Below are 24713 nucleotides of genomic sequence, written 5' to 3'. Positions count from 1 at the left end.
ATGTGCCATCCTATAGACCTAATTTAACCTTAATCTGTAGTGGCGTGACCCAGTTAAAATGGTGCAATAGATTTTACCATTGAATCGGGCGCACGCCATGCGCCCCTACGTGCGGACACATTTTTCCATGGTAAAATCATACCATAAAAAAGACGCGATCGCCCAATTCCCCTACCTTCGTTTTCGCTGTTACAGCATAGCCTTTGTTATCCTAACTTGGGTAGTTTTTTCATCGGCATTCTGCCTTTTTTACCCCCCCTCTAACGGCAAAGGCGGTTCCTCTAGGGGACGGATAATCGTGGGGGCGGGTTCTTGTTCCGGTTGCTGGAAGATTCCCTGCAGCGCCGTTTCTAACGTTTCCGCCATAACAATGCGATTTTCATAGACAACAATTACCCGCGCTAAGATAGGTAAACTATTGCGCTCGGCTTCTAGGTAAAGCGGTTCGACATAAAGCAACGATTGCTCAATCGGAATCACTAACAAATTACCCTGAATTGCTCGTGAACCCTGACGATTCCACAGTGAGATTTGCTGAGAAATTACCGGATCTTGATTAATTAAGGCTTCAATTTGTTCGGGTCCGTAAATCAATTCTTGTTTGGGGAACTGATATAAAAGCAATTTGCCATAATTCTCACCATCGGAACGCCCTGCTAACCAGGCAATTAAATTATTACGTGCCTGAGGCGTAAAAGGATGGAGGAGAATAAACTCCTCATCGATGGCGGTGGGTAGTTTCATAATCAGGTAGTACGGTTCCAAGGGTTGCAACTCGGTGCCGTAAATTTCTTGAGGAATCCGCCATTGGTCTTCCCGGTTGTAAAATACTTGGGGGTCAGTCATGTGATAGGTGAGCAACCGTTCAGACTGAACAGTAAAGATGTCTACCGGATAGCGAATATGACGCCGCAGCGCCGGAGGCATGGCATCTAGAGGTTGGAATAGCGTGGGAAAAATCTTTGTCCAGGTTTGAATAATTGGGTCGTCGGGGTCGGCAACATAGAATGTAACATTGCCGTCATAGGCATCAATGACGACTTTCACGGAGTTGCGGATATAGTTAAACTCATTATCACCAGGATCGGAATAGGGATAATGATCGCTGGTGGTGTAGGCGTCAACAATCCAGTAAAGATAGGTTTGTTCGGCTTCGGTTTCCCCACCCTGAGGATTAACGGTGACGATATACGGATCACGATCATAGTGCAAGAACGGTGCGATCGCGCGAATTCGTTGGTTGATGTTGCGACGGAATAATACCTTGGTTTCTGGCGTAAAGTTGTCCGTAAACAGCATTTTCCAGTCTTTGAGATACTCAGCAAATAATAGCCGACGCCAGAGTGAACCAATGCTGACTCCACCATTCCCATCGTAGGTATTGTAGACATTATCCTCACCACTGGGATAATCAAATTCCTGAACATTGGTAGGAGTCATCACATAATTTTCCGTGAGTTGTCCGTAGTAAATTCGGGGCGCACCAATAGGAATACTTTCGCGAATCAGTTCACTAGACGTGGATAAATCTCCACCAACACCGGGATCAGCACCAGTGCCAATATCTTTAACAAAATAGTTAGGTAATCCCCCATCACCCACCCGATTCACGGGACTCATGGTAAAGCCATAACCGTGGGTATAAACTAAGTGTTGGTTGACCCAGGTTTGGGCTTGTTCGGGAACGGATTCGTAGGATAATTCCCTGGGTGCAATAATCACCTGTTGCTTTTCAAGGGTGAAACCGGGTGCGGGTACGGTTAGGGAAGTATCTGTGTCTTCTGCTTCTAATTCATCGCCTTCTTCTCCATCAAAAGAAGGGGGAACACCACTGACTTCTAAGGGTAGCCTGTAGCGGTCAATATCAGCGTCGGGAAATTCGTAGTAAAGGCGAATACGTTGTAGCTGACGATTAGTTTGCAGGATGGGACGAGCATCCCAGAGGCGGATATTGCGAATCGTTAAAATGTTTTCATCTAAATTAGCACTGGTGAGTTCACCTTCGGGGTCAAAGATTTCCACATTAATACTATCAAGGTCAAAGGCGGCTCGACTCAGGGCGATACTACGTTCAATATAGGGGCGTTCCCGTTCCAGTTCATTCGGCTGCACGCCAAACCGTTGCACCGTTGCCGGAATTAGCCAGCCTGCGATCGCGACCATCATCACATACAATCCCAATAGGGAAAGTGTGCCCCAGCCACTCTTATGCAGCAACTTAAAACCGATTATCGGTCTAAGGAGTAAAAATAGAGCAATCCCCAGGGCGAAAATACTCAAAAAAGTATTAATTGGTAACTGCGCGTTAACATCTGTATAGCTGGCACCATAGGTAACGCCACGAGTGGAATACAACAGTTCATAGCGCGATAGCCAATAATGAAACGCCACCGTCGCCATCGCCAAGGAACCCAATCCGTATAAATGATAAAGTTGATGACCAGAAAATCCGGGAAAACGCCCCTGAGACAAGCTATCTCCAGATACCAAATAGGTTAAGGTTACAGCAACTAAACCGAACAGAAATAATCCCCCCAACCAAAAGTCCAACAGTTGCCACACCGGAAGTTTAAAGACATAGAAACTAATATCCGTGCCAAAGAGGGGTTCATTAGCATTAAAGGCTGTTGGCTGGAAATACTGCAAAATCCTGCCCCATTGTCCCGATACCACTAAGGCAAAAACCACTGAAAAAGCAACAGCTATCGCCGTTAACCAGAACTGAGAATTAATCACCAATGCGATGACAATGATGACTAGAACAATAAGTTGTATAATTTGTGCCAGCAACTGTAGCACTATATTTTCTATGGAACTCCAATCAAAAGGGGGCGGTAGTGGTGGCGTTACACTGGGCAAATTAAAATCAGGTTGCCAAAAGGAGATAGCCACTTCGCCGTAATGTAGTAGCATTACCCCCACGATTACGTCGAGGCACAGTACGAGTGGCAAAAGTAATCTTAATCTCAGCGCTAACGCTCCCTTTTGAATGTTGAAGGGTGTGGAGTCTTGTGTAGGAGTTATTGGTATCGTCGGCTTGAGTTGAGTATTCCCCGGAGGTATCCTCGTGGGGTTACTCATCTGCTTGGCGATAGCGGCGGGATACTTTAGCCGATTGGCGAGAAACAAGTTACTGAGTAAAAATCCGGCGGATAAGCAACCCACAAACGCCCACAACCCTAGCTGAGTCAGTAAGCGTAACCAGAATGCCGATAAATAGTCAAGCTCAATGAACCATAAAATTTCCGCAACCAAGTGAGCCAGCAAATCCCAGGCTAGCCACAACCCCAGAAGCAGGATGATGACTCGAAAAAGAAGGTTCCAGAAGCGTTTAAACATGTTGCGGAGCGAGCAGCGATAGTATCCTCTATCCAAACTTTATCGTTATCGCTTCACTAATATACAAAAAAATAATCACCTGTAGACCTGTAGTGGCGTGGCACACCTTAATTGGTGTATTAGAATTCTATCCAGAAACCGTAGGGGCGCATGGCGTGCGCCCATAAAATCTACAATACTAATCCACCATTTTAACTGTGCCACGCTAGTAGTGGACTGACACAGCTAAAATTGTGGAATAGATTTGACGGTGAAATTGGGCGCACACCTTGCGCCCCTACAATACTAATCCACCATTTTAACTGTGTCACGCCGCCATCGTGGGTTAGGCGGGAATTCAACTGTGACAAACACCCCTTAACTGAACAATCCGCCGTAACCCACCAAACCCTTAAACAACGGTGCGTTACGCTCCCTACACAAAAAAGCTCCACAGTAACATAAGTTACCATTGCTTGAGGAATTCCCTTGAGTGATGTTATCTTAACTGTGTCTAGCTATCAGAATACTATGTCTAGCGGCGAAAAGTCAGCAGCTAAGATAGGCAAATCTGGTGGGACGTTATGTTATACAACTCAATAAGGGATATACTAAAGAGTTTGATTTAATTCGATTAAATATTAATAAAAGAATTGACGGAGCCTACAAGGGATATAAAAACTTTAATCAAGCCTGGGAATAAATTGAAAATGTACCTTTGAACCCAGCTAGCAATTTAAGAATATTAGTTGCTGGCGTTGGGTTACTCTCCGAGAAGGCTTCGCCTACGTTCCAAGGGACCAACCTACCCAACCGAGGAATTTGAATTTGCCGCTTATGTACGTGAGTTAGGTGATCCGGTGCGCGATATTCAACACCAACCCGCTACCGCCGCCTCGGTTTCGGGATGATACCCCATCCTCTGATAACCCTCTTCCTCGACAATTGTAGAGACGTTGCATGCAACGTCTCTACATCGTTATACAGATTTTTGTGAGCGATCGCATCAGGTAGCCTCCCATTTTCGTAACCTGTAATCCTGGCATTTTACCCATTTCCCTCTTATCACTGGTAAAATTCCAGGGAGCAAGTGCAATGAGAATTGTAAAGAAAGATGTGGCTAATGGACAGCTCGTTATTTAAGCATCTACCATTGTTCTAATCTTCTTACTTGAGCAACCGCGTGCTTGTCGTCCGTGTGTCGAAGGTCGATCAAGGTTAGCTGGAAAATTTTTGAATCAGACCTGGAAATTGTCCGGATAGGTTGCCGTTGTTATTGAAGAATAACGATTATTGTCCCCAGAATAGATTAGTATGAAGAAAATATTTTCCCGTCGCAGCTTAGCTCGCCAGGTTCGTGAAGAAGCGGCTGAAATTGCATTTTTGCGCCCCCATCCTGACCATTTAAATAATGCTGAGGAGTCGGCTTATCGGAATGGTAATAACGAACTCAGTTATATTGCTAATTATTCAAAAGGTTTACCCCATAATGATTTGGGGGAAGTAGACCCCAAAGCTTACCGAATTTTACTCAAAGCTTTGTGTAGTGGAAAACCTGACGATTTTGAGGCAATACCACGGGGCTGTACTCGCGGCAAAATAGAGTTATCTGAATCGAGTTCTGAGAAAGATAAAAAGAAACCCCGTGGTTGTCGTCGATTTATCAATCCGCAAGCCGGGTTAGCCTTTGATTTAGAAGGACCCGACGCTCAGTCAGTCACGATTCGCCCGGCTCCCCGTATTGATGGGGCAGAAAATGCTTGTGAAGCCATAGAACTTTACTGGATGGCGCTGTTACGAGATGTAAACTTTACCGACTTTCGCGATAACGGTGACATTGAAAAAGCCGCCGAAGAACTCTCAAACTGCTCAGATTTCCGGGGACCGAAAGAAGATGGGAAGGTGACACCGGATGTGATTTTCCGAGGGTCTACGCCAGGAGATGTGGTTGGTCCTTTTGTCTCGCAATTTTTGCTCAAAGATATCCAATATGGCACCCAGACAATTAGCCAACGCCAACGGACGGTTGTTCCCAATAAAGACTTTATGACCGATTACAAAACGTGGTTGGCGGTGCAAAATGGCTTTGATTTCAGTGGTCAGGATAAATTTGACAAAGTGCCACGCTATATCCGGAATATGCGGGATTTAGGCAATTATGTGCATTTTGATGCGCTCTATCAAGCCTATTTGAATGCTTGTTTGATTTTGTTGGATATGAAGGCACCGTTTGATCGGGGGAATCCATATCTTTCGTCAGAGAATCAGGATGGATTTGGGACTTATGGGGGACCGCACATCCTCAGTTTAGTCACAGAAGTGGCGACGCGAGCCTTAAAAGCGGTTTGGTATCAAAAATGGTTTGTACATCGGCGGCTGCGCCCTGAAGCCTTTGGTGGACTGATTCACAATCTTATGACGGGACAGGCGGAGTATCCGATTCATCCAGAGATTCTCAATTCTCAGGCACTTAAAGCGATATTTGATCAGAATGGTACTTATCTGCTACCGCAAGTGTTTCCGGAAGGATCACCGACTCATCCCGCTTATGGTGCAGGACATGCAACAGTGGCGGGGGCTTGTGTAACGATATTGAAGGCGTGGTTTGATGAGTCCTATCAGATTCCCAACCCAGTGGTGCCGAATGAGGATGGGACTGAATTGGTTTGTTACACGCCTTATAGTGGACCTGGTACAGAGGTTCTCACCGTAGGCGGGGAATTGAATAAGGTAGCGGCAAATATTTCCATTGGTCGCAATATGGCAGGTGTACACTGGCGGACAGACTACACAGAATCGATAAAATTGGGAGAAGCGATCGCGATCGGGATTTTGCAGGAGCAAAAGCTGACCTATAACGAGGATGGCTGTTTCTCACTGACCAAGTTTGATGGTACAGCAATTACCATCTAAATTTGAATAGCAGCATCAGAATTTAGTAGAGACGTTGCATGCAACGTCTCTTGTCCCCAGTTATTTGCCCACTGCTCTAGTTGTTATAGTTGACCGCCACTTGATATACTCTTCCCCAACCTGCCATGCTGACAACCACCAACCGCCTGACTCTTGAAGAATACTTGAAGTATGACGACGGGACAGACACTTGCTATGAACTGGTTAATGGAGAGCTAGTCCCGATGAGCTTGGGTACTGGAAAACATGGAGCCATTTTAAAATTCTTGGAACGCACCTTTGATGACCAATGCGCTCAAGTAGGACAAGAATGGACAGCCTTGGCTGGAGTCGTCGGTGTGCGTTCTCCCCGCGCTGGTAGATGGGATACCGTTCGTATTCCCGATGTCGTTGTGATTCCTCTAGAACAGTGGCGTAACCTGCAAAATCGCGAAGCCGTTATTGAGTTAAATGAACCCCCACCTCTACTCGTTGTTGAAGTCGTCAGCGAATCGACGAAAAGCACCGACTATCGTGCAAAACGAGCCGAATATAGCGTTTTAGATATTCCTGAATATTGGATTGTTGATCCTCTAAATGCTAAAGTCACGGTTCTCACGTTAGTCGAAGGTTGGTATGACGCGGTGGAGTTTGTTTGCAGCGATTTGATTCAATCGGCGATATTTCCTCGCCTCAAACTTACGGCTGAACAAATATTAGGTGGTAATGTTTAATTCAGCCTGATCATTTCTTTGTAACATTACTGCCACGAATTTTGAGTTTGAATATATTATACCGCGATCGGCAGGTGTAGAGACGGTGTTTGATAATCTTTGTTTGGCTGAGCTAATCTGCAATCAGGCGATCGCTCAAGATTGACTTATCTGTTACATTCGCTACCAAATGCGCTGCTATTTTCTAACCGCAGAAAATGTAGCCGCCCTGATGCCTCACCTGCAACAATTGTGATCCCATCAGGTGCAACAGCACAAGCAAGTAACTCACCATCTCCCTTAAAACTGGCAACAATCTTCCTAGTCTCCAAATCCCAGACTTTGAGAGTTTTATCATTTGAAACAGAAATTATCTGTTTGCCATCCGGTGTGACTGCCACAGCATTTACAAATCCGGTATGACCTTCTAGAGTGAAAAGTTTCTCTCCACTTTCCAAATTCCAGATTTTTATACTGTTATCCCAGGAAGCGGAAATCACTTGTTTGCTGTCTGGTGTTACTACCAAATATTCTACTGAACCAGTATGTCCTTCTAGGGTGAAAATCTCCTTTGCTGTTTTGACATTTCCGATTTTTTTAATAGTCCAAATTTTAATGTTATTGCCAACTGACCCAGTAATTAAACCTTTGCCGTTCGGTGTAACGGCTACAGGCTCTATTAATCTTGTTTGACTTTTCAGGATAAATATTTGTTTTCTAGCTTTCAGACTCCAGACGCGAATAACTCCATCAAAGGAAGCAGAAATTATATTTTTACCATCCGGAGTCACCACCAAAGATTCTACTGAACTATTAGATCCTTTTAGACAGAACACTTCCTTTCCCCTTTTTAGATTCCACACTCGAATTGTTTTGTCCCATGAACCCGAGATCACTTGTTTACTGTCTGGTGTTACTGCCAAAGCCTTTACCGTATCAGTATGACCTTTTAGGGTGAAAATTGATTCTGATGTTTCTAAATTCCAGACCTTGAGAGTGTTGTCTTCTGAAGCCGAAATCGCGTGCTTGCTGTCCGGTGTCACTGCCAAATCATTTATCGAATCAGTATGACCTTTTAAATAAAAAAATTCTCGTCCTGATTCAAGACTCCAAATTTTAATAGTTTCGTCATATGAACCAGAAATCACCTGCTTACCATCGGGTGTTACTGCTACAGTTCCTACCCAGTCGCTATGACCGATGAGCGGTAAAAGTTCTTTTCCTGTCTCTAAATCCCAGACTTTGATAATGATACGTGAACTAGCAATCAATCGCTTACCATCAGGAGTCACTGCCACGGATTCTACTGAATAGTTATGACCTCTGATAGTAAGAACTTCTCTTTCTGTTTCTAGATCCCAAATTTTGATAGTTTCGTCATGCGAACCAGAAATTATCCGCTTACCATCTGGTGTCACGGCTACAGATTCAACCCATTTTGTATGACCATGGAGTGTTAATAATTCTTTACCAGTTGCCAGATTCCATATTTTTATGGTGTTGTCAGCTGATGCAGAAATCACCCGCTTACCATCTGGTGTCACGGCTAAAGCTGCTACCCTGTCTGTATGACCTATTAGGGTGAAAACTTCCTCTTCAGTTTCCAGATTCCAGACTTTAAGAGTCTTATCATGTGAACCAGAAATAATACACTTGCCATCTGGTGTCACCGTTACAGTGTCTACCGAGATAGTATTTTTTCTGTAATTTAGGTATACCTTATAAACCTGTAATATGCTGTAATTCATTGTTCTCCTGTACCATAAAAGCGAAGCAACATCTGGTCTCCCCCTTTTTAAGGGGGACGGGAGGGGGATCAAAAAGGGGGACGGAAGGGGGATCTAATAGGGGGACGGAAGGGGGATCTAAAAAGGTAAGAGGGGGATCTCAAGGGAAGAGGGGGATCTATAAAAGAAGAGGAGATCTGCACGACAGTTGATGGAGCAATAAGAACAAACTGAATAGGTTAGTTAATATCAACCTCCAGCATTAATCACTCTTTCACTCGTCAAATCTAAATCCGGTAGCATCGGTGAAATAATCTGCTGATTACCCTGAAAAACCGACTCCTCATAAAGCCCTTCTACCCACTCCAATACTGTAACCCGTTGTTGTATTGGGTCAACAATCCAGTATTCGGCAATCCCCCGCGCTGCATATTCAGAACGTTTGTACCGATAATCTCGGTCTGCATTTTCTCGTCCCGGTGACACCACCTCAACTACTAACTGAGGCGGGGGCATATCAATCATTATTGTAGACCGACTTGCTCCCTCTAACGCCGTTGCTAGTTCCTCAGAAAGCACCATTAAATCGGGTAAGCGCGTTGTTGCCCGTGAACCACTCACCACAATTTCCGCCCCAATTCGCAAGCGATAGGAGGAAATTCCTTGTTGGAGAAAATGGCTCAGTAAAAACATGACAATGCGCTGATTTAAATCGCTCTCTGGTGGCATAACGATTAATTCCCCATTAACGAGTTCATACTGGGTATCTGTTCCGTCGTTATAGTTAAGATAGTCTTCAAGCGTCATTTTTTGGGATGTGATGGTCATGATGGCTTGTTTCCTAAAAAGCTTATTGAACACCCGCCCGGAGTTCAAACTCCGGGCTAATAGCTCAAGTCAGCTAAAGCTGACTGAATATGGATTTTAGTCCACTTTAGTGGACTTTCGCTTTTGGTTCCTTGGGTTTGAACCTAAGGCGGTTGGTGAGACTTGAGTTTAGCGCTAACTTATAGTGGGAGATTCGAGCGTTTATGGCGCTAAAGCGCAACTACAAACTTTAATTACAATCCCAATTCTTCGGCTAAATTATCGGCAATTAAGGTATTAATATCTCGAATCGTTATCCCCGCCTTTTTAACTATCTCCTTACGATGGAGAAAATCCTGAAAACTGGCATGATAAATACTGTAGCGGGTTTGTCCTTCAATCTGTTCCTCCCGTAAAAATTGATCCCAATCATCCAAAACTTCCTGCACGGTTAATTCATCTTCCTTCGCAAATTGGGAAATCAGTGAGGATGATACGGGTTTCCGGGCTTCCGCTAAAACATAGACGATTTTAATCTTGGTTCGCGGTAACGGTTTATCCTTCATCCCCATGCGTTGCCAATGCTGGTAATAATATTGCTGTAAGCCTTGGGGTAAGTTAGCGAGATTTAAATCCTGATACGCGCCAGACTCGATATCTTCTAAGACATAGCGCAAATACATGAAGTTGCGATCGCTCTTTTGTGCCAGAGTGGTGATAAAGGTGGCTGTGTCTTGTCCCTGATTCTCTACCCACTGTTGTAATCCGGGCTTTTTCTTTACCTGTTGCTCAATATAACGCTGTACGTCTTGTAAACTTTCTGCCCCATACTCCATTAAGTTGAACAGGTAGGGCTTATTCACCGTTAAGGGAACATGAGTCTGGCGTTTTGTCAAGATAAAATAAACGCCATTTGGCAAAGACTGGGGAAGATAGAGAACATTCGCCCCATCCGTCTGACTCTTCATCTCCACCTCATCCAACGCATCCACCGCAATCACGACGGGGGAATGGTGAGGGGCAATTTCGGTTAACAGTTGCGCTAAGAAATTGCCATCGCGGGTATTCTCTGGATGCAAAGGCAAATCGTAGGGTAACTGATAGCGTTCAATTAACTGGCGGCAAACACTCTTGAGGAAATCATCAGCGCGATTAATGCCTTGCGATCGCACATTAAAGTATGCCACACATCCCATCTGTCGCACATATTCGGCTAATATGGCACTTTTGCCCACACCGGGATCAGCTTCAATAATAAAATAACCATTAGGCTGTTGCTGTAAGAAGTCCTGAATCGCCCGAAACACAAACTCGCGCCCGACAAATCCTTCTGTCTTCTCCGCAATCAGGGATTGAAACTGAAGCGGAACCGCCGGATGTGTGGATAACTGGTTATGGATACATTCTAACCAACCTTTAATTTCGCCCACATCTTGTCCTAGATTTGTCAGAGAGGTTTCGATATCCTCAACCGTCACCTGCTGGCGTTTCAAATTAGAATTAATCTGAGTTAGCAATTGTCCCTGAATAATCTCCCGCAGTACCGGATTATGCTGCATCTCCAGGGCAAAATAGGCACACATCCGTTCAAACAAGCCCACCTGGGGCGTTACCGCCTTGGTTTGGTAAAGTGCGATCGCATGCTCCTGCTGTAAAATTACCTTGAGTTGCTGACGTACCACCTGAACCGTATCCCCAACCAACGCCCCATCTGGGGTTAACAGGGAGTCAATATCAGCCACAGGTGTCGCCGCTAATTCGCCAAATTCCCCTTTTTCCAGCTTCTGCAAATCCGCTTTTAGCCGTTTTAACTTGTGGTCTAGCCAACTTACCTCATTTTTGTACTGAGGTGGACAATCCCAGATACTTTTATTCTCACCAATCAATTCACTCAGACAGTCTTCCACCAAACTTTGCTGCGCCAACAAAAACGCCCGCCCCACCGCCGTTTGTATCTCCTGATGCATTGGCGCATCTCCAGGTTTGAGGCGATTTATCATCCCTTTCAACCCCTTACCCAAGGTATCCAACCCCACATCCGCCTTATTTCCGACAATCCCCGATAAAGCGGCGGCTAAAATCCATCCCCAGGTAATTGGTTCCATCCCATCAGTCTCCTATACTGTCACGAATCTAGGGCTTTAGCCCTTACTACGAACCCAAGCTAATCTACTAAATTAGGTGTGCCACGCCACTACAAATAGAGGCTTTGCGTAAGTCCTATTCTAATCGTGCAATGAATACATTCCCCAGCTATTGCCCAAAGGGATGGGATATGACACAAAATTCGGGAAAATTGGTATTAGTATTAAGAAAACACAATTGGCGTAGAATGGGAATCATCTTTTAATACTAGAGAAAGCGGCAAGTTGGCTACAAAAACAGCCAACTCCCCTAACCATTTCCCCATTACTTATCAATTCACTCGACAGAGGTGAAGCCGCAGTCATTCAGTTAGCCATGAATGAAAACATCCAAACTGTCTGTATTGATGAAGTCGCGGGTAGGCGAATTGCCAGATTAAGTGGGCTTTCCGTTACGGGTTCAATTGATATTTTGCTGCGTGCTAAACGGGAAGGCTACCCCTTATCAATACAGCAAGCAATTTCTCAAATGCTCAACCGAGGAATTCGATTGAGTCCTACTGTGATTAATTTTGCTCTCTTACAAGCCAATGAAGATGACTCGGAATGCTAACCATCCCCCCATCCCCCTGCACTAATAATGCGTCCCCGACTTACGATGATGCACCGCCGTTACCCCCTCCGATAATACCTTGCCATTCGTCACCACCCCATAAATCAACCAATGATCCCCACATTCCATCCGATTATCCACCGTACATTCCACATAAGCCAAAGCATCACTCAGAATCGGACAACCATTTTCAGCATTCTCCGTCGCCACCCCCGCAAATCTGTCTTCCCCTGGGGCAAAGGGTTTGAGGAAATGCTTCATTAACCCCAAATGCTTCCCTTCCTCTAAAATATTCACCACAAATTGATCACCCTGATACATTAACGACTCAATCGCCCGATCTTTCGCCACCGCAATGGTTAGCCCCGGTGGAGTAAACGTGGCTTGGGAAATCCAATCTGCCAACATCGCCCCCGTCAGTTCTCCCTGCTTCGCCGTAATAATACAAAGTGACCCAATTAACCGCCCCACAGCCTGTTCTGTGCGGGCAACTTGGGCATCACTCACCGGTTGGCGAGACGTGCGGGATTTCTTGGCTTTCTTCAAGGCTTGGGCAAAATCTGTTCCCGCTTCTTCCGCGTATTTCAATGTGGCTTCAGTAGGCTTAAACTTAACCCGAATCGTCTCAAAGCCAAACTGATACCCGGCATCCTTAAACTTATTTTCAATCAGGTCAATTGCTTCACCACTCCAGCCAAAAGACCCAAAAACACCCGCTAATTTCGTTTTCGTCGCCGTGGATAAAACAATCCCCAAAGCCGTTTGAATCTGGGTGGGTGCATGACCCCCTAACGTCGGAGAACCCATGATAAACCCCTCCGCCTTTTCCACAGCGGTGCGAATCTCTTCCGGGTCAGCGATTTCGCAGTTAATCGATTCTACACCAACCCCAGCTTTAGTCATCCCCCGTGCGATCGCTTGGGCAACGGTACCGGTATTCCCATAAGCTGAAGCATACAGCAGGGCGACGGTGATGTCTTGGGTTTTTTGCCTCTCACACCACTGGCGATAGGATTGGGTCAGGGGAATTAAGCTATAGCGTACCAATTGCCCATGACCTGTAGCATAAAGCCTTGCTTGCACCTCCTCGACCTTATCCAGCGCCTTTTCCACCTGTCGCGCATGGGGTGCCATAACGCAATCGAAATAATAGCGGCGGTGTTCGCTAATCGTTGTCCAACCTTCATCTAATACTTGATCACCACACAGATGAGCACCAAATAACTTATCGGTAAAGAGAACTTCTGTATGGGGGTCGTAGGTACAAAGGGCATCGGGCCAACGAGAGTTGGGGGTGGGGATAAATTGCAGATGATGACCCTTACCTAAATCCAGGGTTTCATCCCCCCGTACCACCGTTATTTTTAAATCCGGTGCATCTAAGATACCACGCAGCGCGATCGCACCGGGATTGGAACAGACAAATTGAATCTGGGGGGCGAGTTTGAGTAAGGCTTTTAGGGTAACGCCTCGGTTAGGATTAACGTGACCGAGAATCACATAATCGATTTGTTTGGGGTCAATCCGGCGTTGCAGTTCCGTTAAAAAGATTTCGGTGAAGGATTCGCCCGGAGGGTCAATCAGGGCGATTTTATCCGCTTGAATCAGATAGGAATTGGCGGTGGTACCGCGTTGCAGGGCATATTCGATTTCAAATTTGAGTCTATCCCAGGTTCGGGAACGGAGAACAGTGGTGTCGGAGGCGATGGGGAGGACTTGGACGTCGCGAGGGGTAGGAGAGTTCATAGGGTAGTTTAGTGGTGGTGGGTGAATGTTTTTTTTAACGCAGAGGGACGCAGAGGGAAGCGCAGAGGTTCGCAGAGGGGGTTAGAGGTGATTGACGACTCGTTTGATGCCGTCTTTGAGATGGATGACGTTGAAGTTGATTAGGAGTCCGAGTTTATGGTGGGAGAGTTTGAGGTAGGTTAGGAGTTGGGCGGTATGGATGGGATGCAGGGTGTCAACGGCTTTGAGTTCAACCATGACTTTGTTTTCGACGAGTAAATCGACTCGATATCCACATTCGAGACGAATCTCTTCATAGACTAACGGTAATGGTTTCTGGGGTTCAAAGTTTAAGCCAGCCTTGTTCAGTTCATACCTCAAACAGGCTTCGTATGCTGACTCTAATAAACCCGGTCCCAACGCCGTGTGTACCTTCATCGCCAACCCAATGATCTTTCCCGACACCTCATTCTCACTCATCCCTCTGCGTACCTCTGCGTTTCCCTCTGCGTTCCTCTGCGTTTTAATAGTAATTCCCCACTTTACGATGGTGAACCGCCGTCAACGCATCCGCCTTAGACACTCGTCCAGCGTCAACGGAGGCATATACAATCCAATGGTCACTCAACTCCATGCGACTTTCGACCTTACATTCCACATAAGCCAACGCATCCGTAAGAATCGGCGATCCATTCGTCGCTGTTTGAGTTTTCACCCCTTCAAACCGATCGGCACCTGGGGGAAAGCGCTTGAGGAAGTGCTTCATTAATGCCTGATAATTGCCCTCTTCTAGAATATTTAGCACAAAGCGATCGCTTACTTGCATTAAAGACTCAATCGCCCGATCTTTAGCTACGGCGATGGTTAAGCCGAGGGGTTTGAAGCTGGCTTGGGATACCCAGGAGGCTAACATGGCACTCTTAATGTCACTTTTTTGGGCGGTAATAATGTAGAGTCCGCCGCTGATCCGTCCTAGGGCTTTGTCGAGATCACTATCCAGGGATTTACGTTGCTTAATTTCGCGATCGCGGGTGAGGAGTTGCCCCATATCTGTTCCGGCTTCTTCGCAGAGTTGATAGGTGGCTTCGGTTGGGGTTTCTTTGACCCGAATCGCGGCAAATCCTTCTTTGAGTCCGAGGTTGCGGAATTGACTCAGCAGGGGGTCAATGGGTTCGTCATCCCCCCCATAGGATTCAAAGATACCCACGACTTGCTTTGATTTTACAGCCGCCAGAACGGTACTCACGGCGGCGGTGGCGGCTTTATTGGAGGCGGGAGGCATCGCGATCGCCATTCCCCCGGCGCGACTGACGGTTTCCTGGACTTCTTGCGGATCAGCCGATTTTAAGTCCATCATTTCCACACCTACCCCTGTTTTGGTGATGCCTCGGGCAATCGCTTGGGAGAGGCGATCGCTATATCCGTAATCGGATACATAAAAGACTACCACAGAGGTTTCTGCTTTTGCCTGGGCTTGACTCCAGCGCCGATACCGATCCAACCATTCGGTGACATGATGAGATAACAACGGACCATGACCCGTGGCGACGGTGGTTACTTCTGGGAGTTTATCCATCCGTTTCAGGGCGGATAGAACGGAACGGGCATTGGGTGCCATTAAGCAGTCGTAGTAGAAGCGGAAGTCGGCTTCTATTGCACTCATGTCTTCGTCGTAGGTGCTATCAGAACAGTAATGCATCCCAAAGGCATCACAGGTAAACATGACTTGGGTTCCGGCATCGTAGCTAAAGATGGTATCGGGCCAATGTAGGTTGGGGGCATTGACAAATTCCAACACATGCCCTTTACCTAAGTCCAGTTGGTCGCCGTTTTTGACGATTTGCCGTTTGAAGGGGTGATGCACCAAGTCTTCTAGGAATTGAATCGCCACTTTTGACCCGACGACGGTAATCTCTGGCGCGAGTTGGACAATATCCTTAACCAAGCCACTGTGATCCGGTTCCGTGTGGCTAATAATCAGATAATCAATCTGGCTGGGTTCAATCAACCCTTTGAGGGTATCTAAGTAAAGTTCACGAAACTTTTCATGGGAGGTATCCACCAGGGCAATTTTCTCACCCCGAATCAGGAACGAGTTATAGGTGGTGCCGTTTTGCAGCCCAAACTCAATATCGAAGCGATCTCGATCCCAGTCTAGGGAACGGATAGCTGTTGTATCTGGCGCGATTTCGCCCGTCTGCATGGTTAAGCGCTTCTGGGTGCGATCGGTGAGTACTACCATTGATGTTGACTCCTGTATCAGCAAGATTATTAAAAGATTTATTTTTTCTTCATTTTTACACGATTAACCCCAGGGGCTTTATCAGAAATCCTTATAGGTGTTGAGTAGAAATACCTAAAGGATTGTTTTCTGAGTTATATATATGATGTTCAGTTGGTTCATTAATCACTATTCTATACAGACCGTCATAGGTAAATCGCTCATTAGTAGACATGATGTTTACACCACGAATAACACCTCCTGCAATCAGTTGATTAAAAAGAGCAATAACATCTTGTTCTCTTGATGGAATTGAAGTAATTGCTATAGAATTTGTTGGCATGAAAAAATTTGGATTGTTTAATGTCAGCGGATTTTCTTTTTCATGTAAACTTAACTTTTCTTTCCATTCTTCTATACTTTCCTGTCTTAACAAATCGGCTCTTGCGCCAGTTGTTGGCTTGAGATATTTGTGATGTTTAAAAAGTTTTTCTACTAATTTTGCAGATACTGATTTTGCAAAATCAACAATTTCATGCTTGAATCCTTTTCTTCCTAAATCGGGTTCATAATTACTGAAATGAATAACAATATGAGCATTATTTTGTCTGCCTATATTTCGATTTAAAGGAATCTGGATTAATTCTCCTTGCGGCATATTATTGGCAGCCACTTGAATTCCACCATAGAGTATTCTCTGTTTCTCTCTTAGATTTAGACTCCTGTTAAACTGCTCCCATTTTTTAGTTGAAAAAACATATCCACCATAAACCCAAGGTTTATAGGTGTTGCAAATTTTAATTTCTTCCGACTCTAATTTTAATTCTGAAATTAATTCATTAAAATTCCATTCCTTATAGATAACTTCTAGATTTTGCAAATTGCTAGGTAATTTATTCGGATCTTTACCTTTGTCAAATAATTCTTTTCTTTTTTGTTCAATTTTATCTCTTGATGCATATTTTTGCGCTCTTAAATGTGTCCATAAATACTCAATTTCAGAAGTTGATGCCTCTGTAATTTTTCCGTCTTTGTCAATTACTTTCAGATAAATTGTGATATTATCATTCTTAAAAATTGCTCCGATAGCAGTTTTCACTCGTAGAATTTTCATCCAAGATTCAGCATCATTTGTCTGAATCCAATTGAGATTCGCGGGAAAAGTCCCCTTGCCAAATTTGATACAGATGGAAACACCTTTGTCGATTTCATCAAATCTTGAATCAACAGCACCACTTTGATCTGGTGTAACCTCCGGGTTTGCAGCTGGGTTAGGATCATCAACCCATTTTTTTGCACCAACCATTTTACCACTAGCACTATAGTGTTCTGTTTTAGTACCAACTTTTATTTCATTGAATCCATAGGCTAGATAAGTTGCTACTGCTCCCTTTTTTCCACGAGTATCGCCCGATTTAAAAGAAAAATAAGGTGCTAAAAATTGTTCAAATTGTTCTTTAGTTAGACCAACACCATTGTCTGTAACACTCAGATAGTTATCCTGTATGTTAATGATAATCCAGACCGAAGGCGGATAATTGTCTTCGCCGATTTTACTGCGCTTTTCAACAGAATCTATAGCATTTTGAATTGCTTCACAAAAGGGGTCATACCAACCGACGTAAGATTTTAAAATATTTTCAATTTCTCTTCTTAGTGCATTGGCTTGAGCCTCTGTACCAGCAGTAAGTTTAACCTTGAGGGGATCAAAGGAATTAAAACTATTGAATTCCATGTTATAATTACGGGTATCTATGCAGTATTCCTTTAGTATAGGTAGAATTAAGGAAGAATGTCAAAATTAGATAATTACCATGACCAAACTAACTCTCGAAATTCCCGATAACATTGCCGAAGCGTTGCGAGTACCACCAACCGAACGCCTTCCCCGTCTGCGTCAGGAAGTCGCTATCCGATTATACCAAAAGGGAATACTATCCTTCGGTAAAGCCCGAGAACTCGCACAAATGACTAAATGGCAATTTCACGAGTTGTTAGGTCAAGAAAGGATTGAACGGAGCTATGATCTAGAAGAATTGGAAGCAGACCTTGAAACACTGGAGTCTTTGGGTTGAGAGCCGTTACCAATTCTTCAATTTTAATTGCCCTAAGTACAATTGGGCAGCTTTCTCTGTTGCACCAGCGATTTCCTGATGGTGTGTTTCTCCCTCAAGCCGTTTGGAGAGAAGTTGTCGAAACTGGAAAAGGACAACCCGGCGCACAGGATGTGGCTTCAGCATCATGGCTGACTATTCGTCAAGTGACAAACACGTCTGTAATATCGCTGTTAAGGATAGAACTGGATGAAGGGGAAGCTGAAGCGATCGCTCTTTTTGCTGAAAACCCTGTAGACGCTATTTTACTAGATGAGAAGAACGCACGGCGAGTAGCGCGGCAAATGGGTTTACCTGTATTAGGTACGGTGGGAATTCTAATTTGGGCGAAACAACAAGGTTTAATTATAACTCTAAAGGAACAACTAGACGCCTTACAAAATCAAGGTAAATTTCGCCTCAGCCAATCGCTCTATCAAGAAGCGCTGAACCGGGTTGGAGAGTAAATTAATGCTAGAATTAATTAAACAGAGATTATAGACATTTGATTGGGATGACTTATGATATGCAAGATCAACGCTATCAACGCAATAAACAAGTGTTAGACCAGATGATGAATAGCCTGAGTTTTAACCGTTAAAGTTTCTTCGGTAACTCGCTATCCACTTCTGGAAAATAGCGGCGGATTACGGCACAATCAAATTTTGACATGATAGACGAGGCGGGTTCACGTTCTAGCAAAAATTCAAACGCCGCCTCGACTAATTGTTCAGGTGAAACTTCCCCTTGAGACCATTGGTTATAGTCTGACTGATTTAGGGTGACGTCGTAGTTATACTCGCGACCATGTTCCAGTTTCACCTGATAAGACCAGCCGTTGTCAAGTTCAGTGGCTGATTGGATGGTTATGTTAGCCATATCTAACGTTTGTCTGGTGTGCTTTGGTGTTGGATGCTCGGCAGGAAAACCCAATAGTAGCTAGACTATCATTCCTGGGTGCGATCGCTACTATTCGCCGCTATTCGATACAGTAGTGGTGTGGTACACCTAATTTGCTGGGTTGGAATTGTAGGGGCGCACGCTCCGTGCGCCCGATTGAACGGTGAAATCTATGCCACAAATTTAGCTGTGTCACGCCAGTAGGATAAAATTCAATTCTTCACTCATGGCAACGTCTTCTTGGAAACCGAAAGGCACATCTCTCCCGTCAACCGTAATTATCCGGTTGGGCAAGTTTGTCTGGACGACAATGTGGCAGATTATGATGTCCAAACTGGCACCACCCAGCAAAAAGGGAGAATACATTCGCCCAGAGAGTCAGTTTAGACAGACGATTGGTACAGACGCCGGAAATCCCTATCCACCCGTCTCAGGACGTTATACTCTGTTTGTGGGACTGGGATGTCCTTGGGCGCATCGGACGCTTGTTGTTAGGGCGCTGAAGGGATTGGATGAGGTTATCGGAGTGTCTATTGTCTCGCCATCTTCAGATCAGGGAATCTGGGTGTTTGAGAAACCCGAAGAAGGGTATCACACCTTGCCGGAACTATACCAGTTAGCCCAATCCGGTTACAGTGGGCGTTCGACGGTGCCAGTCTTGTGGGATAACCAGACAAAGACGATTGTTAATAATGAGAGTGCAGAGATTATTGTTATGCTCAACTCTCAGTTTAATCAGTTCGCCAAAAATTCCGCACTTGACTTGTATCCAGAGGATCTGAAGTCCGTGATCGATGAGTGGAATGATAAGATTTACCACGGGGTCAATAATGGGGTTTATCGCTGCGGTTTTGCCCAATCTCAGGAGGCTTACGATCAAGCCTGTGATGAATTGTTTACTACACTTGATGAAATTGATGAGGTGCTAGAGACGAATCGCTATTTATGTGGGGATAGGGTGATGTTGGCAGATGTGCGTTTATTTACAACCCTATTCCGTTTTGATATTGTTTACTACGGACTCTTCAAATGTAACCGTCGCCGGATTAAAGACTATCAAAACCTAGGCGCTTACCTGCGCGATTTGTATCAGCTTCCGGGGGTTGCGGATACCTGCGATTTAGAGAGTGTTAAGCGAGATTATTATGGGAATTTGTTTCCGCTGAATCCTGGAGGAATCATCCCCAACGGTCCCGATGTATCCAGCCTAATGGAACCCCATTGTCGGGAAACGGTGGGTAAAGTATCAGCGATCAACTGAACCGACTAGCTTTGAGTTGTCTACATCCTGGCTGTCTGGGGACTTTTCCAGGGGTTCAGAACTGTTGGTGATCGCTTGTAGCAATAGATAGTTTAACACGGTGCGGATGGCGATAATCGCCGCTAGCTGTCCAATATCATTCCATTTCGGCGCGATCGTGGTTTTCAGGATACTCGCACCGATGAGAAAGCCTAATCCCAAGGAGAAGGAGTAACCCATTTGCAGGCGACTTTCTTGGAATGCTGTGGCGGATTGAAAATTGAACAGATTACAGAAATAAATTAGATAGAACGAGGGTTTCACGGGTAAGACTGAGGTTATAACAGCATGACTAACCAAGAAGAATATGACCATAAAAATGTATCAACTGATACACAAGGCAGACTAACTCGTGCAGAATTCCTCAAAATTATTACTCAAGCTATCCACCAGGGAATAACGGAACTAAATTTGTCAAACAAACGTATTACCAAAATTCCTGATGAAATTGCTCACCTTACGAATCTGCGATCGCTGAATTTAGCTAACAATCAGATAACAGAGATTCCCCCAGGGATTTCCTAACTCACGAATCTGCGATCGCTGAATTTAGCTAACAATCAGATAACAGAGATTCCCCCAGGGAACGCGCTAACCTAGAATGGCTTATTTTAGGGGAAAATCAGATAACAGAGATGCCGGAATGTATTACCAAACTCACTAACCTGTGGTGGCTTATTTTATCGAACAATCAGGTAAGAGAGATACCAGAATGTATTGTTCAAAGCACTTCCATGCGGAGATTGAAAGTGCTAGATTTATCGAAGAATCAGATAAGAGAGATACCAGAAAGTATTGCCAAAAACACTTTTCTATCGAGGCTGAGACAACTAAATTTATCGAAGAATCAAATAAGAGAGATGCCAGAATGGATTAGCCAATCAACCGACCGATACAAGCTGGATTTATAGCAATATTGATAACAGCAATTCATCATCTAATCCTCCCGCATTCAGCACCATCTCAGTCGTTAACTCCAAATCTGGCAGCATTGGCGAGATAATCCGCTCATTTCCCTGAAAAACCCGCTCTTCATAAAGCCCTCTATTCTCATAACTCACCCTTATTGATGGCGTACAGTAACGTTACCTTTATTGATGTAGCGACCGAACCTAATAATAGAGACGTTCCGGCGGAACGTCTCTACAACGATTTTTACTTCGCGTATTGTCAAATTTTTATCTCTTGCTCACCATTCAAAAATTGCCGCACCCCTTTGAGATAAACATCCGGGGCTTCCAACATCGGGAAATGAGCCGTATTTGGAATTTCCCAATACTCCACCTTGTCACTCAAAGCGGCTGCCCGTTGTCCCAAGGCAGAGGGAATAATCTGATCATATTCCCCCGCCACTAATAGCGTCGGTACTGTTAACTGGGCAAATTCCGATGGCATTACCTCCGCCGCATACTTACTCACCGACGTTAACATCGTCCCCAAGGCGGCATCATAATCCGCCATGATAAAATCTTCCAAAAATGCCCGACTCACCGTTCCCGGTAGAGGACGATGTAAAAATCGCGCCATAAATAACGCCCCAGCAAAGGGAATGCGTAAAAACCAGCGTGGGCGGTACTTTACCACATAACCGCCAAATTTGTGAAAAGCGGCAAAGGATTTTTCCTCGTATTCAAAAATACCGCTACAAGTTAAAATTGCCCGTTCCACTTGCTCCGGATAGCGGTTGAGAAACATCGTCGCCACGGATGCGCCCATAGAATGAGCATTAATATAGACGCGCTTGAGAGCGAGCTTCTTTAACAACGCTGCCAAATCTTGGGCATAGTCCTCCATTTCATAGAGTAACCCGACGGGTTCTAGAGGAAGCCGCGATCGCCCAAATCCGCGCAAATCGTAAAGCAAACAATTAAACTGATCCGACAGCGCCTCAGCCGTACTTTGCCAATACCGAGCAGAACCGCCCCAACCATGAATGAAAACCATTACAGGCTTATCATCTAGCGACTGAGACGCACCAATCCACTCATAGTAATGATCGACGCCGCGAACGTTAACTAGAGGCATTCTTAATTCGTTTTGATACCACCACTGATAAGTTTATGCCGATTCCGGCTTGGGTAGGGATGACGGATGCAGCAACAGTTCGGCTGTCGAACGTTTCTCCACCATTTCCCGGGTAATCGTACAGCGAGTCACATCTTTACGCGAGGGTAATTCGTACATTACCTCTAGCATCAACTCTTCCACAATACCCCGCAGCGCTCGCGCTCCCGTTTTTCGCCGATACGCTTCCTGAGCAATGGCTCGCAGCGAGTCTTCAGTAAACCCAAGCTGCACGTTATCCATCTTCAACAATTTCTGATATTGCTTCACCAGAGCATTGCGCGGCTGAGTCAAAATCGCGATCAGAGCTTCTTCATCCAAAGGATCAACCACAGCCGCGATCGGGATACGACCGATAAATTCCGGAATCATCCCGAACTTCACCAAGTCATCGGGTTCTAAATGTCGCAGTAAATCCGCCGCACGTTTTTCTTTCGATTGACCTTCTCCCGGTTGGATAAAGCCGATTGAGCGCTTCCCTAAACGCTGTTCAATCACCTTCTCTAAGCCGACAAAGGCACCACCACAGATAAATAATATATTGCCTGTGTCAATCTGAATGCAGTCTTGATAGGGATGCTTACGTCCGCCCTGAGGTGGCACGTTGGCAACGGTTCCCTCTAGCATCTTCAGTAAAGCTTGCTGAACCCCTTCCCCAGAAACATCCCGCGTAATCGAAGGATTTTCGCTCTTGCGGGCAATTTTATCGATTTCATCGATATAAATAATTCCCCGTTGCGCTTCTTCAACATCCAAATCCGCCACCTGCAACAGCCGCAGTAAGATGTTCTCCACATCTTCACCCACATAACCGGCTTCCGTCAGCGTTGTTGCATCGGCGACAGCAAAGGGGACATCAAGTACAGACGCTAAGGTTTGAGCCAGTAATGTTTTACCACAACCAGTGGGTCCCAGGAGCAGAATATTAGACTTTTGCAGTTCCACCGCATCGTCTACTCCAGCTTTACCCTTTGCCTTGGCTTCGATAAAACTTAGGCGCTTGTAGTGGTTATAAACAGCTACAGAGAGGACTTTTTTAGCATCATCCTGACCGATGACATGTTCATCAAGATACTTTTTCAGTTCCCGAGGTTTAGGAATCTGATTCAGTGACAAAGCTGATGTGCGAGTGCGACGTTTTTGTGGGGGTTCCGAGCGGGGAACTTGCTGGGGAGCCGGAGCGCTGGAATCGAGCAACTCCTCATCTAAAATTTCGTTACACAAATCTACACATTCGTCGCAAATGTAGACTCCCGGTCCAGCAATTAACTTGCGAACCTGCTCTTGAGACTTGCCACAAAATGAACATTTTAGATGGGAGTCGTATTTAGACATAAGGAGCCTCTTACTTAATAGAAGTGACGGTGGCGTCGCTCTTGAGATTCTCTCGCGAGATAACTTGGTCAACTAAACCATACTCTTTGGCTTCCGCTGCTGACAGAAAAAAGTCGCGCTCAGTGTCCGTGGCGATTCTTTCGTAAGGTTGACCTGTATGATACGCCATTAGCTCATTGAGCTGATTTTTATGATATAAAATTTCCTTGGCTTGGATTTCGATGTCAACGGCTTGTCCTTGGGCGCCGCCGAGGGGTTGGCTGATCATGATCCGTGCATTGGGCAGGGACATGCGTTTTCCGGGTGTTCCTCCCGTTAGCAGAATCACGCCCATATCCGTCGCCGCACCAAAACATATTGTGACAATATCGGGACGAATCTGTTGCATTGTGTCATAAATTGCCATCCCAGCAATCACTCCCCCTAGTCCGAGAATAGGTCCGCCGGGGGAGTGAATGTAAATCTGGATATCCTTGGTTGGATCTTCGGCTTCTAAATACAGGAGCTGGGCAATGATCGAGTCAGCCACCACATCATTGATTCTTGTTCCCAGAAACACAATCCGCTCCCGCAGTAGCCGCGAGTAGATATCAAACGCCCGTTCCCCTACACCAGACTGTTCAATCACCATCGGTACGACGTTGCTTGAATGACTGTTTGTACTAACTGAGTCAATTTCCGGGGAACTCCAGCTTGTAAATGAGTGGTCAGGGAACTGGGATTGCAGCATAGAACAAGGAGTAAAGTATTTGTGTCAACAAGTGAATGTTTTTCCCGGCAGGCAGGTTTGAACACATTGGGCGGGAGTCAACCCACGTTAACTTCTAATCACCATTATGCCTTAGCAACATCAATAAGTGCTGAGGTTGGCGATTAAATCTTTTTCCCAAGACTGAGAGCTCCTGCTTTGTCTGGGTTAAC

General features: G+C 45.2%; 23 protein-coding genes and 1 pseudogene. 10 read left to right on the top strand and 14 right to left on the bottom strand.

Annotation, left to right across the window (positions count from 1 at the left end; translation table 11 throughout):
* Positions 1-249 precede the first annotated feature (249 nt).
* A complete protein-coding gene (locus RLO19_RS17595; RefSeq protein WP_446358442.1) occupies positions 250-3339 on the bottom strand; it encodes a UPF0182 family protein in 3090 nt (1029 codons plus the stop codon).
* Positions 3340-4632: 1293 nt separating this feature from the next.
* Between RLO19_RS17595 and RLO19_RS17590 the strand changes: the two genes are divergently transcribed.
* The 3 genes from RLO19_RS17590 (at position 4633) to RLO19_RS17580 (ending at position 7089) form a co-directional block, all read left to right on the top strand.
* Positions 4633-6231, top strand: coding sequence for a vanadium-dependent haloperoxidase (locus tag RLO19_RS17590; protein WP_446358441.1), 1599 nt, complete (start codon positions 4633-4635; stop codon positions 6229-6231).
* 125 nt (positions 6232-6356) lie between these two features.
* Positions 6357-6944: a Uma2 family endonuclease gene (locus tag RLO19_RS17585; protein ID WP_446358439.1), complete on the top strand. Its 588-nt coding sequence runs from the start codon at positions 6357-6359 to the stop codon at positions 6942-6944.
* 25 nt (positions 6945-6969) lie between these two features.
* On the top strand, positions 6970-7089 hold the full coding sequence (locus RLO19_RS17580; RefSeq protein WP_446358458.1) for a hypothetical protein: 120 nt from the start codon (positions 6970-6972) through the stop codon (positions 7087-7089).
* A 1-nt stretch (position 7090) separates the two neighbouring features.
* Here the strand turns inward: RLO19_RS17580 and RLO19_RS17575 are convergent, their stop codons facing one another.
* From RLO19_RS17575 to RLO19_RS17565, 3 genes are all read right to left on the bottom strand, one after another.
* Positions 7091-8671: a WD40 repeat domain-containing protein gene (locus RLO19_RS17575; RefSeq protein WP_446358437.1), complete on the bottom strand. Its 1581-nt coding sequence runs from the start codon at positions 8669-8671 to the stop codon at positions 7091-7093.
* Positions 8672-8899: 228 nt separating this feature from the next.
* Positions 8900-9478, bottom strand: a complete 579-nt coding sequence (locus RLO19_RS17570) for a Uma2 family endonuclease (protein ID WP_446358435.1) — start codon at positions 9476-9478, stop codon at positions 8900-8902.
* A 233-nt stretch (positions 9479-9711) separates the two neighbouring features.
* Positions 9712-11562: a hypothetical protein gene (locus RLO19_RS17565; RefSeq protein ID WP_446358433.1), complete on the bottom strand. Its 1851-nt coding sequence runs from the start codon at positions 11560-11562 to the stop codon at positions 9712-9714.
* A 355-nt stretch (positions 11563-11917) separates the two neighbouring features.
* Between RLO19_RS17565 and RLO19_RS17560 the strand changes: the two genes are divergently transcribed.
* Positions 11918-12154, top strand: coding sequence for a DUF3368 domain-containing protein (locus RLO19_RS17560; RefSeq protein WP_446358431.1), 237 nt, complete (start codon positions 11918-11920; stop codon positions 12152-12154).
* 21 nt (positions 12155-12175) lie between these two features.
* Here RLO19_RS17560 and RLO19_RS17555 read toward each other — a convergent pair whose 3' ends face one another.
* The 4 genes from RLO19_RS17555 to RLO19_RS17540 all read right to left on the bottom strand — a co-directional run bounded on the left by RLO19_RS17555 (position 12176) and on the right by RLO19_RS17540 (position 17835).
* Positions 12176-13900: a diflavin flavoprotein gene (locus RLO19_RS17555; protein WP_446358430.1), complete on the bottom strand. Its 1725-nt coding sequence runs from the start codon at positions 13898-13900 to the stop codon at positions 12176-12178.
* A gap of 81 nt (positions 13901-13981) precedes the next feature.
* On the bottom strand, positions 13982-14359 hold the full coding sequence (locus RLO19_RS17550; RefSeq protein WP_446358428.1) for a GxxExxY protein: 378 nt from the start codon (positions 14357-14359) through the stop codon (positions 13982-13984).
* A gap of 43 nt (positions 14360-14402) precedes the next feature.
* Positions 14403-16121 (bottom strand): diflavin flavoprotein, encoded by a 1719-nt coding sequence (locus RLO19_RS17545; protein ID WP_446358426.1) that lies wholly within the window; start codon positions 16119-16121, stop codon positions 14403-14405.
* A gap of 91 nt (positions 16122-16212) precedes the next feature.
* Complete coding sequence (locus tag RLO19_RS17540; protein WP_446358424.1) at positions 16213-17835, bottom strand: ATP-binding protein; 1623 nt, start codon at positions 17833-17835, stop codon at positions 16213-16215.
* A gap of 79 nt (positions 17836-17914) precedes the next feature.
* Between RLO19_RS17540 and RLO19_RS17535 the strand changes: the two genes are divergently transcribed.
* Both RLO19_RS17535 and RLO19_RS17530 read left to right on the top strand, forming a co-directional pair.
* Positions 17915-18175, top strand: a complete 261-nt coding sequence (locus RLO19_RS17535; RefSeq protein ID WP_446358422.1) for a UPF0175 family protein — start codon at positions 17915-17917, stop codon at positions 18173-18175.
* Positions 18172-18660 (top strand): DUF3368 domain-containing protein, encoded by a 489-nt coding sequence (locus tag RLO19_RS17530; RefSeq protein WP_446358420.1) that lies wholly within the window; start codon positions 18172-18174, stop codon positions 18658-18660. Before RLO19_RS17535 ends, RLO19_RS17530 begins: the two co-directional genes overlap by 4 nt.
* A gap of 130 nt (positions 18661-18790) precedes the next feature.
* Here RLO19_RS17530 and RLO19_RS17525 read toward each other — a convergent pair whose 3' ends face one another.
* Positions 18791-19072, bottom strand: coding sequence for a hypothetical protein (locus RLO19_RS17525; RefSeq protein WP_446358418.1), 282 nt, complete (start codon positions 19070-19072; stop codon positions 18791-18793).
* Between the two features lie 247 nt (positions 19073-19319).
* Here RLO19_RS17525 and RLO19_RS17520 point away from each other — a divergent pair, with 247 nt between their 5' ends.
* On the top strand, positions 19320-20354 hold the full coding sequence (locus tag RLO19_RS17520) for a glutathione S-transferase family protein (protein WP_446358416.1): 1035 nt from the start codon (positions 19320-19322) through the stop codon (positions 20352-20354).
* On the opposite strand, the gene RLO19_RS17515 is transcribed toward RLO19_RS17520, so the two are convergent.
* Entirely contained in the window at positions 20340-20708 is a 369-nt protein-coding gene (locus RLO19_RS17515) for a DUF1622 domain-containing protein (RefSeq protein WP_446358414.1), read from the bottom strand. The two genes, RLO19_RS17520 and RLO19_RS17515, sit on opposite strands and share 15 nt — an antisense overlap.
* On the opposite strand from RLO19_RS17515, the gene RLO19_RS17510 reads away from it, so the two are divergent.
* The 3 genes and pseudogenes from RLO19_RS17510 to RLO19_RS17500 all read left to right on the top strand — a co-directional run bounded on the left by RLO19_RS17510 (position 20682) and on the right by RLO19_RS17500 (position 21304).
* The gene (locus RLO19_RS17510) at positions 20682-20918 is read left to right on the top strand and encodes a leucine-rich repeat domain-containing protein (protein ID WP_446358412.1); all 237 of its coding nucleotides are present in this window, start codon (positions 20682-20684) and stop codon (positions 20916-20918) included. The two genes, RLO19_RS17515 and RLO19_RS17510, sit on opposite strands and share 27 nt — an antisense overlap.
* A gap of 6 nt (positions 20919-20924) precedes the next feature.
* Positions 20925-20993, top strand: a pseudogene (locus RLO19_RS17505) (hypothetical protein); the annotation flags it as partial.
* 35 nt (positions 20994-21028) lie between these two features.
* On the top strand, positions 21029-21304 hold the full coding sequence (locus tag RLO19_RS17500) for a leucine-rich repeat domain-containing protein (RefSeq protein WP_446358411.1): 276 nt from the start codon (positions 21029-21031) through the stop codon (positions 21302-21304).
* Here RLO19_RS17500 and RLO19_RS17495 read toward each other — a convergent pair.
* The 4 genes from RLO19_RS17495 to clpP form a co-directional block, all read right to left on the bottom strand.
* The gene (locus RLO19_RS17495; RefSeq protein WP_446358409.1) at positions 21299-21454 is read right to left on the bottom strand and encodes a hypothetical protein; all 156 of its coding nucleotides are present in this window, start codon (positions 21452-21454) and stop codon (positions 21299-21301) included. The genes RLO19_RS17500 and RLO19_RS17495 overlap by 6 nt on opposite strands.
* A 109-nt stretch (positions 21455-21563) precedes the next feature.
* A complete protein-coding gene (locus tag RLO19_RS17490) occupies positions 21564-22418 on the bottom strand; it encodes an alpha/beta fold hydrolase (protein ID WP_446358407.1) in 855 nt (284 codons plus the stop codon).
* A gap of 33 nt (positions 22419-22451) precedes the next feature.
* Positions 22452-23792, bottom strand: a complete 1341-nt coding sequence (gene clpX, locus RLO19_RS17485) for an ATP-dependent protease ATP-binding subunit ClpX (RefSeq protein ID WP_446358405.1) — start codon at positions 23790-23792, stop codon at positions 22452-22454.
* A gap of 10 nt (positions 23793-23802) precedes the next feature.
* A complete protein-coding gene (gene clpP, locus RLO19_RS17480; RefSeq protein WP_446338176.1) occupies positions 23803-24522 on the bottom strand; it encodes an ATP-dependent Clp endopeptidase proteolytic subunit ClpP in 720 nt (239 codons plus the stop codon).
* Positions 24523-24713 lie beyond the last annotated feature (191 nt).

The sequence above is a fragment of the Coleofasciculus sp. G2-EDA-02 genome (assembly GCF_040226375.1).
GTDB lineage: Bacteria > Cyanobacteriota > Cyanobacteriia > Cyanobacteriales > Coleofasciculaceae > Coleofasciculus.
Note: the sequence above shows the minus strand (reverse complement) of the source record. Positions and strands in the feature narration are given on the sequence as shown.

Bases quoted from the DNA above. Each gene is read 5' to 3' on its own strand.
- RLO19_RS17595 (WP_446358442.1), bottom strand. From the start codon at position 3,339: ATGTTTAAACGCTTCTGGAACCTTCTTTTTCGAGTCATCATCCTGCTT.
- RLO19_RS17590 (WP_446358441.1), top strand. From the start codon at position 4,633: ATGAAGAAAATATTTTCCCGTCGCAGCTTAGCTCGCCAGGTTCGTGAA.
- RLO19_RS17585 (WP_446358439.1), top strand. From the start codon at position 6,357: ATGCTGACAACCACCAACCGCCTGACTCTTGAAGAATACTTGAAGTAT.
- RLO19_RS17575 (WP_446358437.1), bottom strand. From the start codon at position 8,671: ATGAATTACAGCATATTACAGGTTTATAAGGTATACCTAAATTACAGA.
- RLO19_RS17570 (WP_446358435.1), bottom strand. From the start codon at position 9,478: ATGACCATCACATCCCAAAAAATGACGCTTGAAGACTATCTTAACTAT.
- RLO19_RS17565 (WP_446358433.1), bottom strand. From the start codon at position 11,562: ATGGAACCAATTACCTGGGGATGGATTTTAGCCGCCGCTTTATCGGGG.
- RLO19_RS17560 (WP_446358431.1), top strand. From the start codon at position 11,918: ATGAATGAAAACATCCAAACTGTCTGTATTGATGAAGTCGCGGGTAGG.
- RLO19_RS17555 (WP_446358430.1), bottom strand. From the start codon at position 13,900: ATGAACTCTCCTACCCCTCGCGACGTCCAAGTCCTCCCCATCGCCTCC.
- RLO19_RS17550 (WP_446358428.1), bottom strand. From the start codon at position 14,359: ATGAGTGAGAATGAGGTGTCGGGAAAGATCATTGGGTTGGCGATGAAG.
- RLO19_RS17545 (WP_446358426.1), bottom strand. From the start codon at position 16,121: ATGGTAGTACTCACCGATCGCACCCAGAAGCGCTTAACCATGCAGACG.
- RLO19_RS17540 (WP_446358424.1), bottom strand. From the start codon at position 17,835: ATGGAATTCAATAGTTTTAATTCCTTTGATCCCCTCAAGGTTAAACTT.
- RLO19_RS17535 (WP_446358422.1), top strand. From the start codon at position 17,915: ATGACCAAACTAACTCTCGAAATTCCCGATAACATTGCCGAAGCGTTG.
- RLO19_RS17525 (WP_446358418.1), bottom strand. From the start codon at position 19,072: ATGGCTAACATAACCATCCAATCAGCCACTGAACTTGACAACGGCTGG.
- RLO19_RS17520 (WP_446358416.1), top strand. From the start codon at position 19,320: ATGGCAACGTCTTCTTGGAAACCGAAAGGCACATCTCTCCCGTCAACC.
- RLO19_RS17510 (WP_446358412.1), top strand. From the start codon at position 20,682: ATGACTAACCAAGAAGAATATGACCATAAAAATGTATCAACTGATACA.
- RLO19_RS17515 (WP_446358414.1), bottom strand. From the start codon at position 20,708: ATGGTCATATTCTTCTTGGTTAGTCATGCTGTTATAACCTCAGTCTTA.
- RLO19_RS17500 (WP_446358411.1), top strand. From the start codon at position 21,029: ATGCCGGAATGTATTACCAAACTCACTAACCTGTGGTGGCTTATTTTA.
- RLO19_RS17490 (WP_446358407.1), bottom strand. From the start codon at position 22,418: ATGCCTCTAGTTAACGTTCGCGGCGTCGATCATTACTATGAGTGGATT.
- clpX (WP_446358405.1), bottom strand. From the start codon at position 23,792: ATGTCTAAATACGACTCCCATCTAAAATGTTCATTTTGTGGCAAGTCT.
- clpP (WP_446338176.1), bottom strand. From the start codon at position 24,522: ATGCTGCAATCCCAGTTCCCTGACCACTCATTTACAAGCTGGAGTTCC.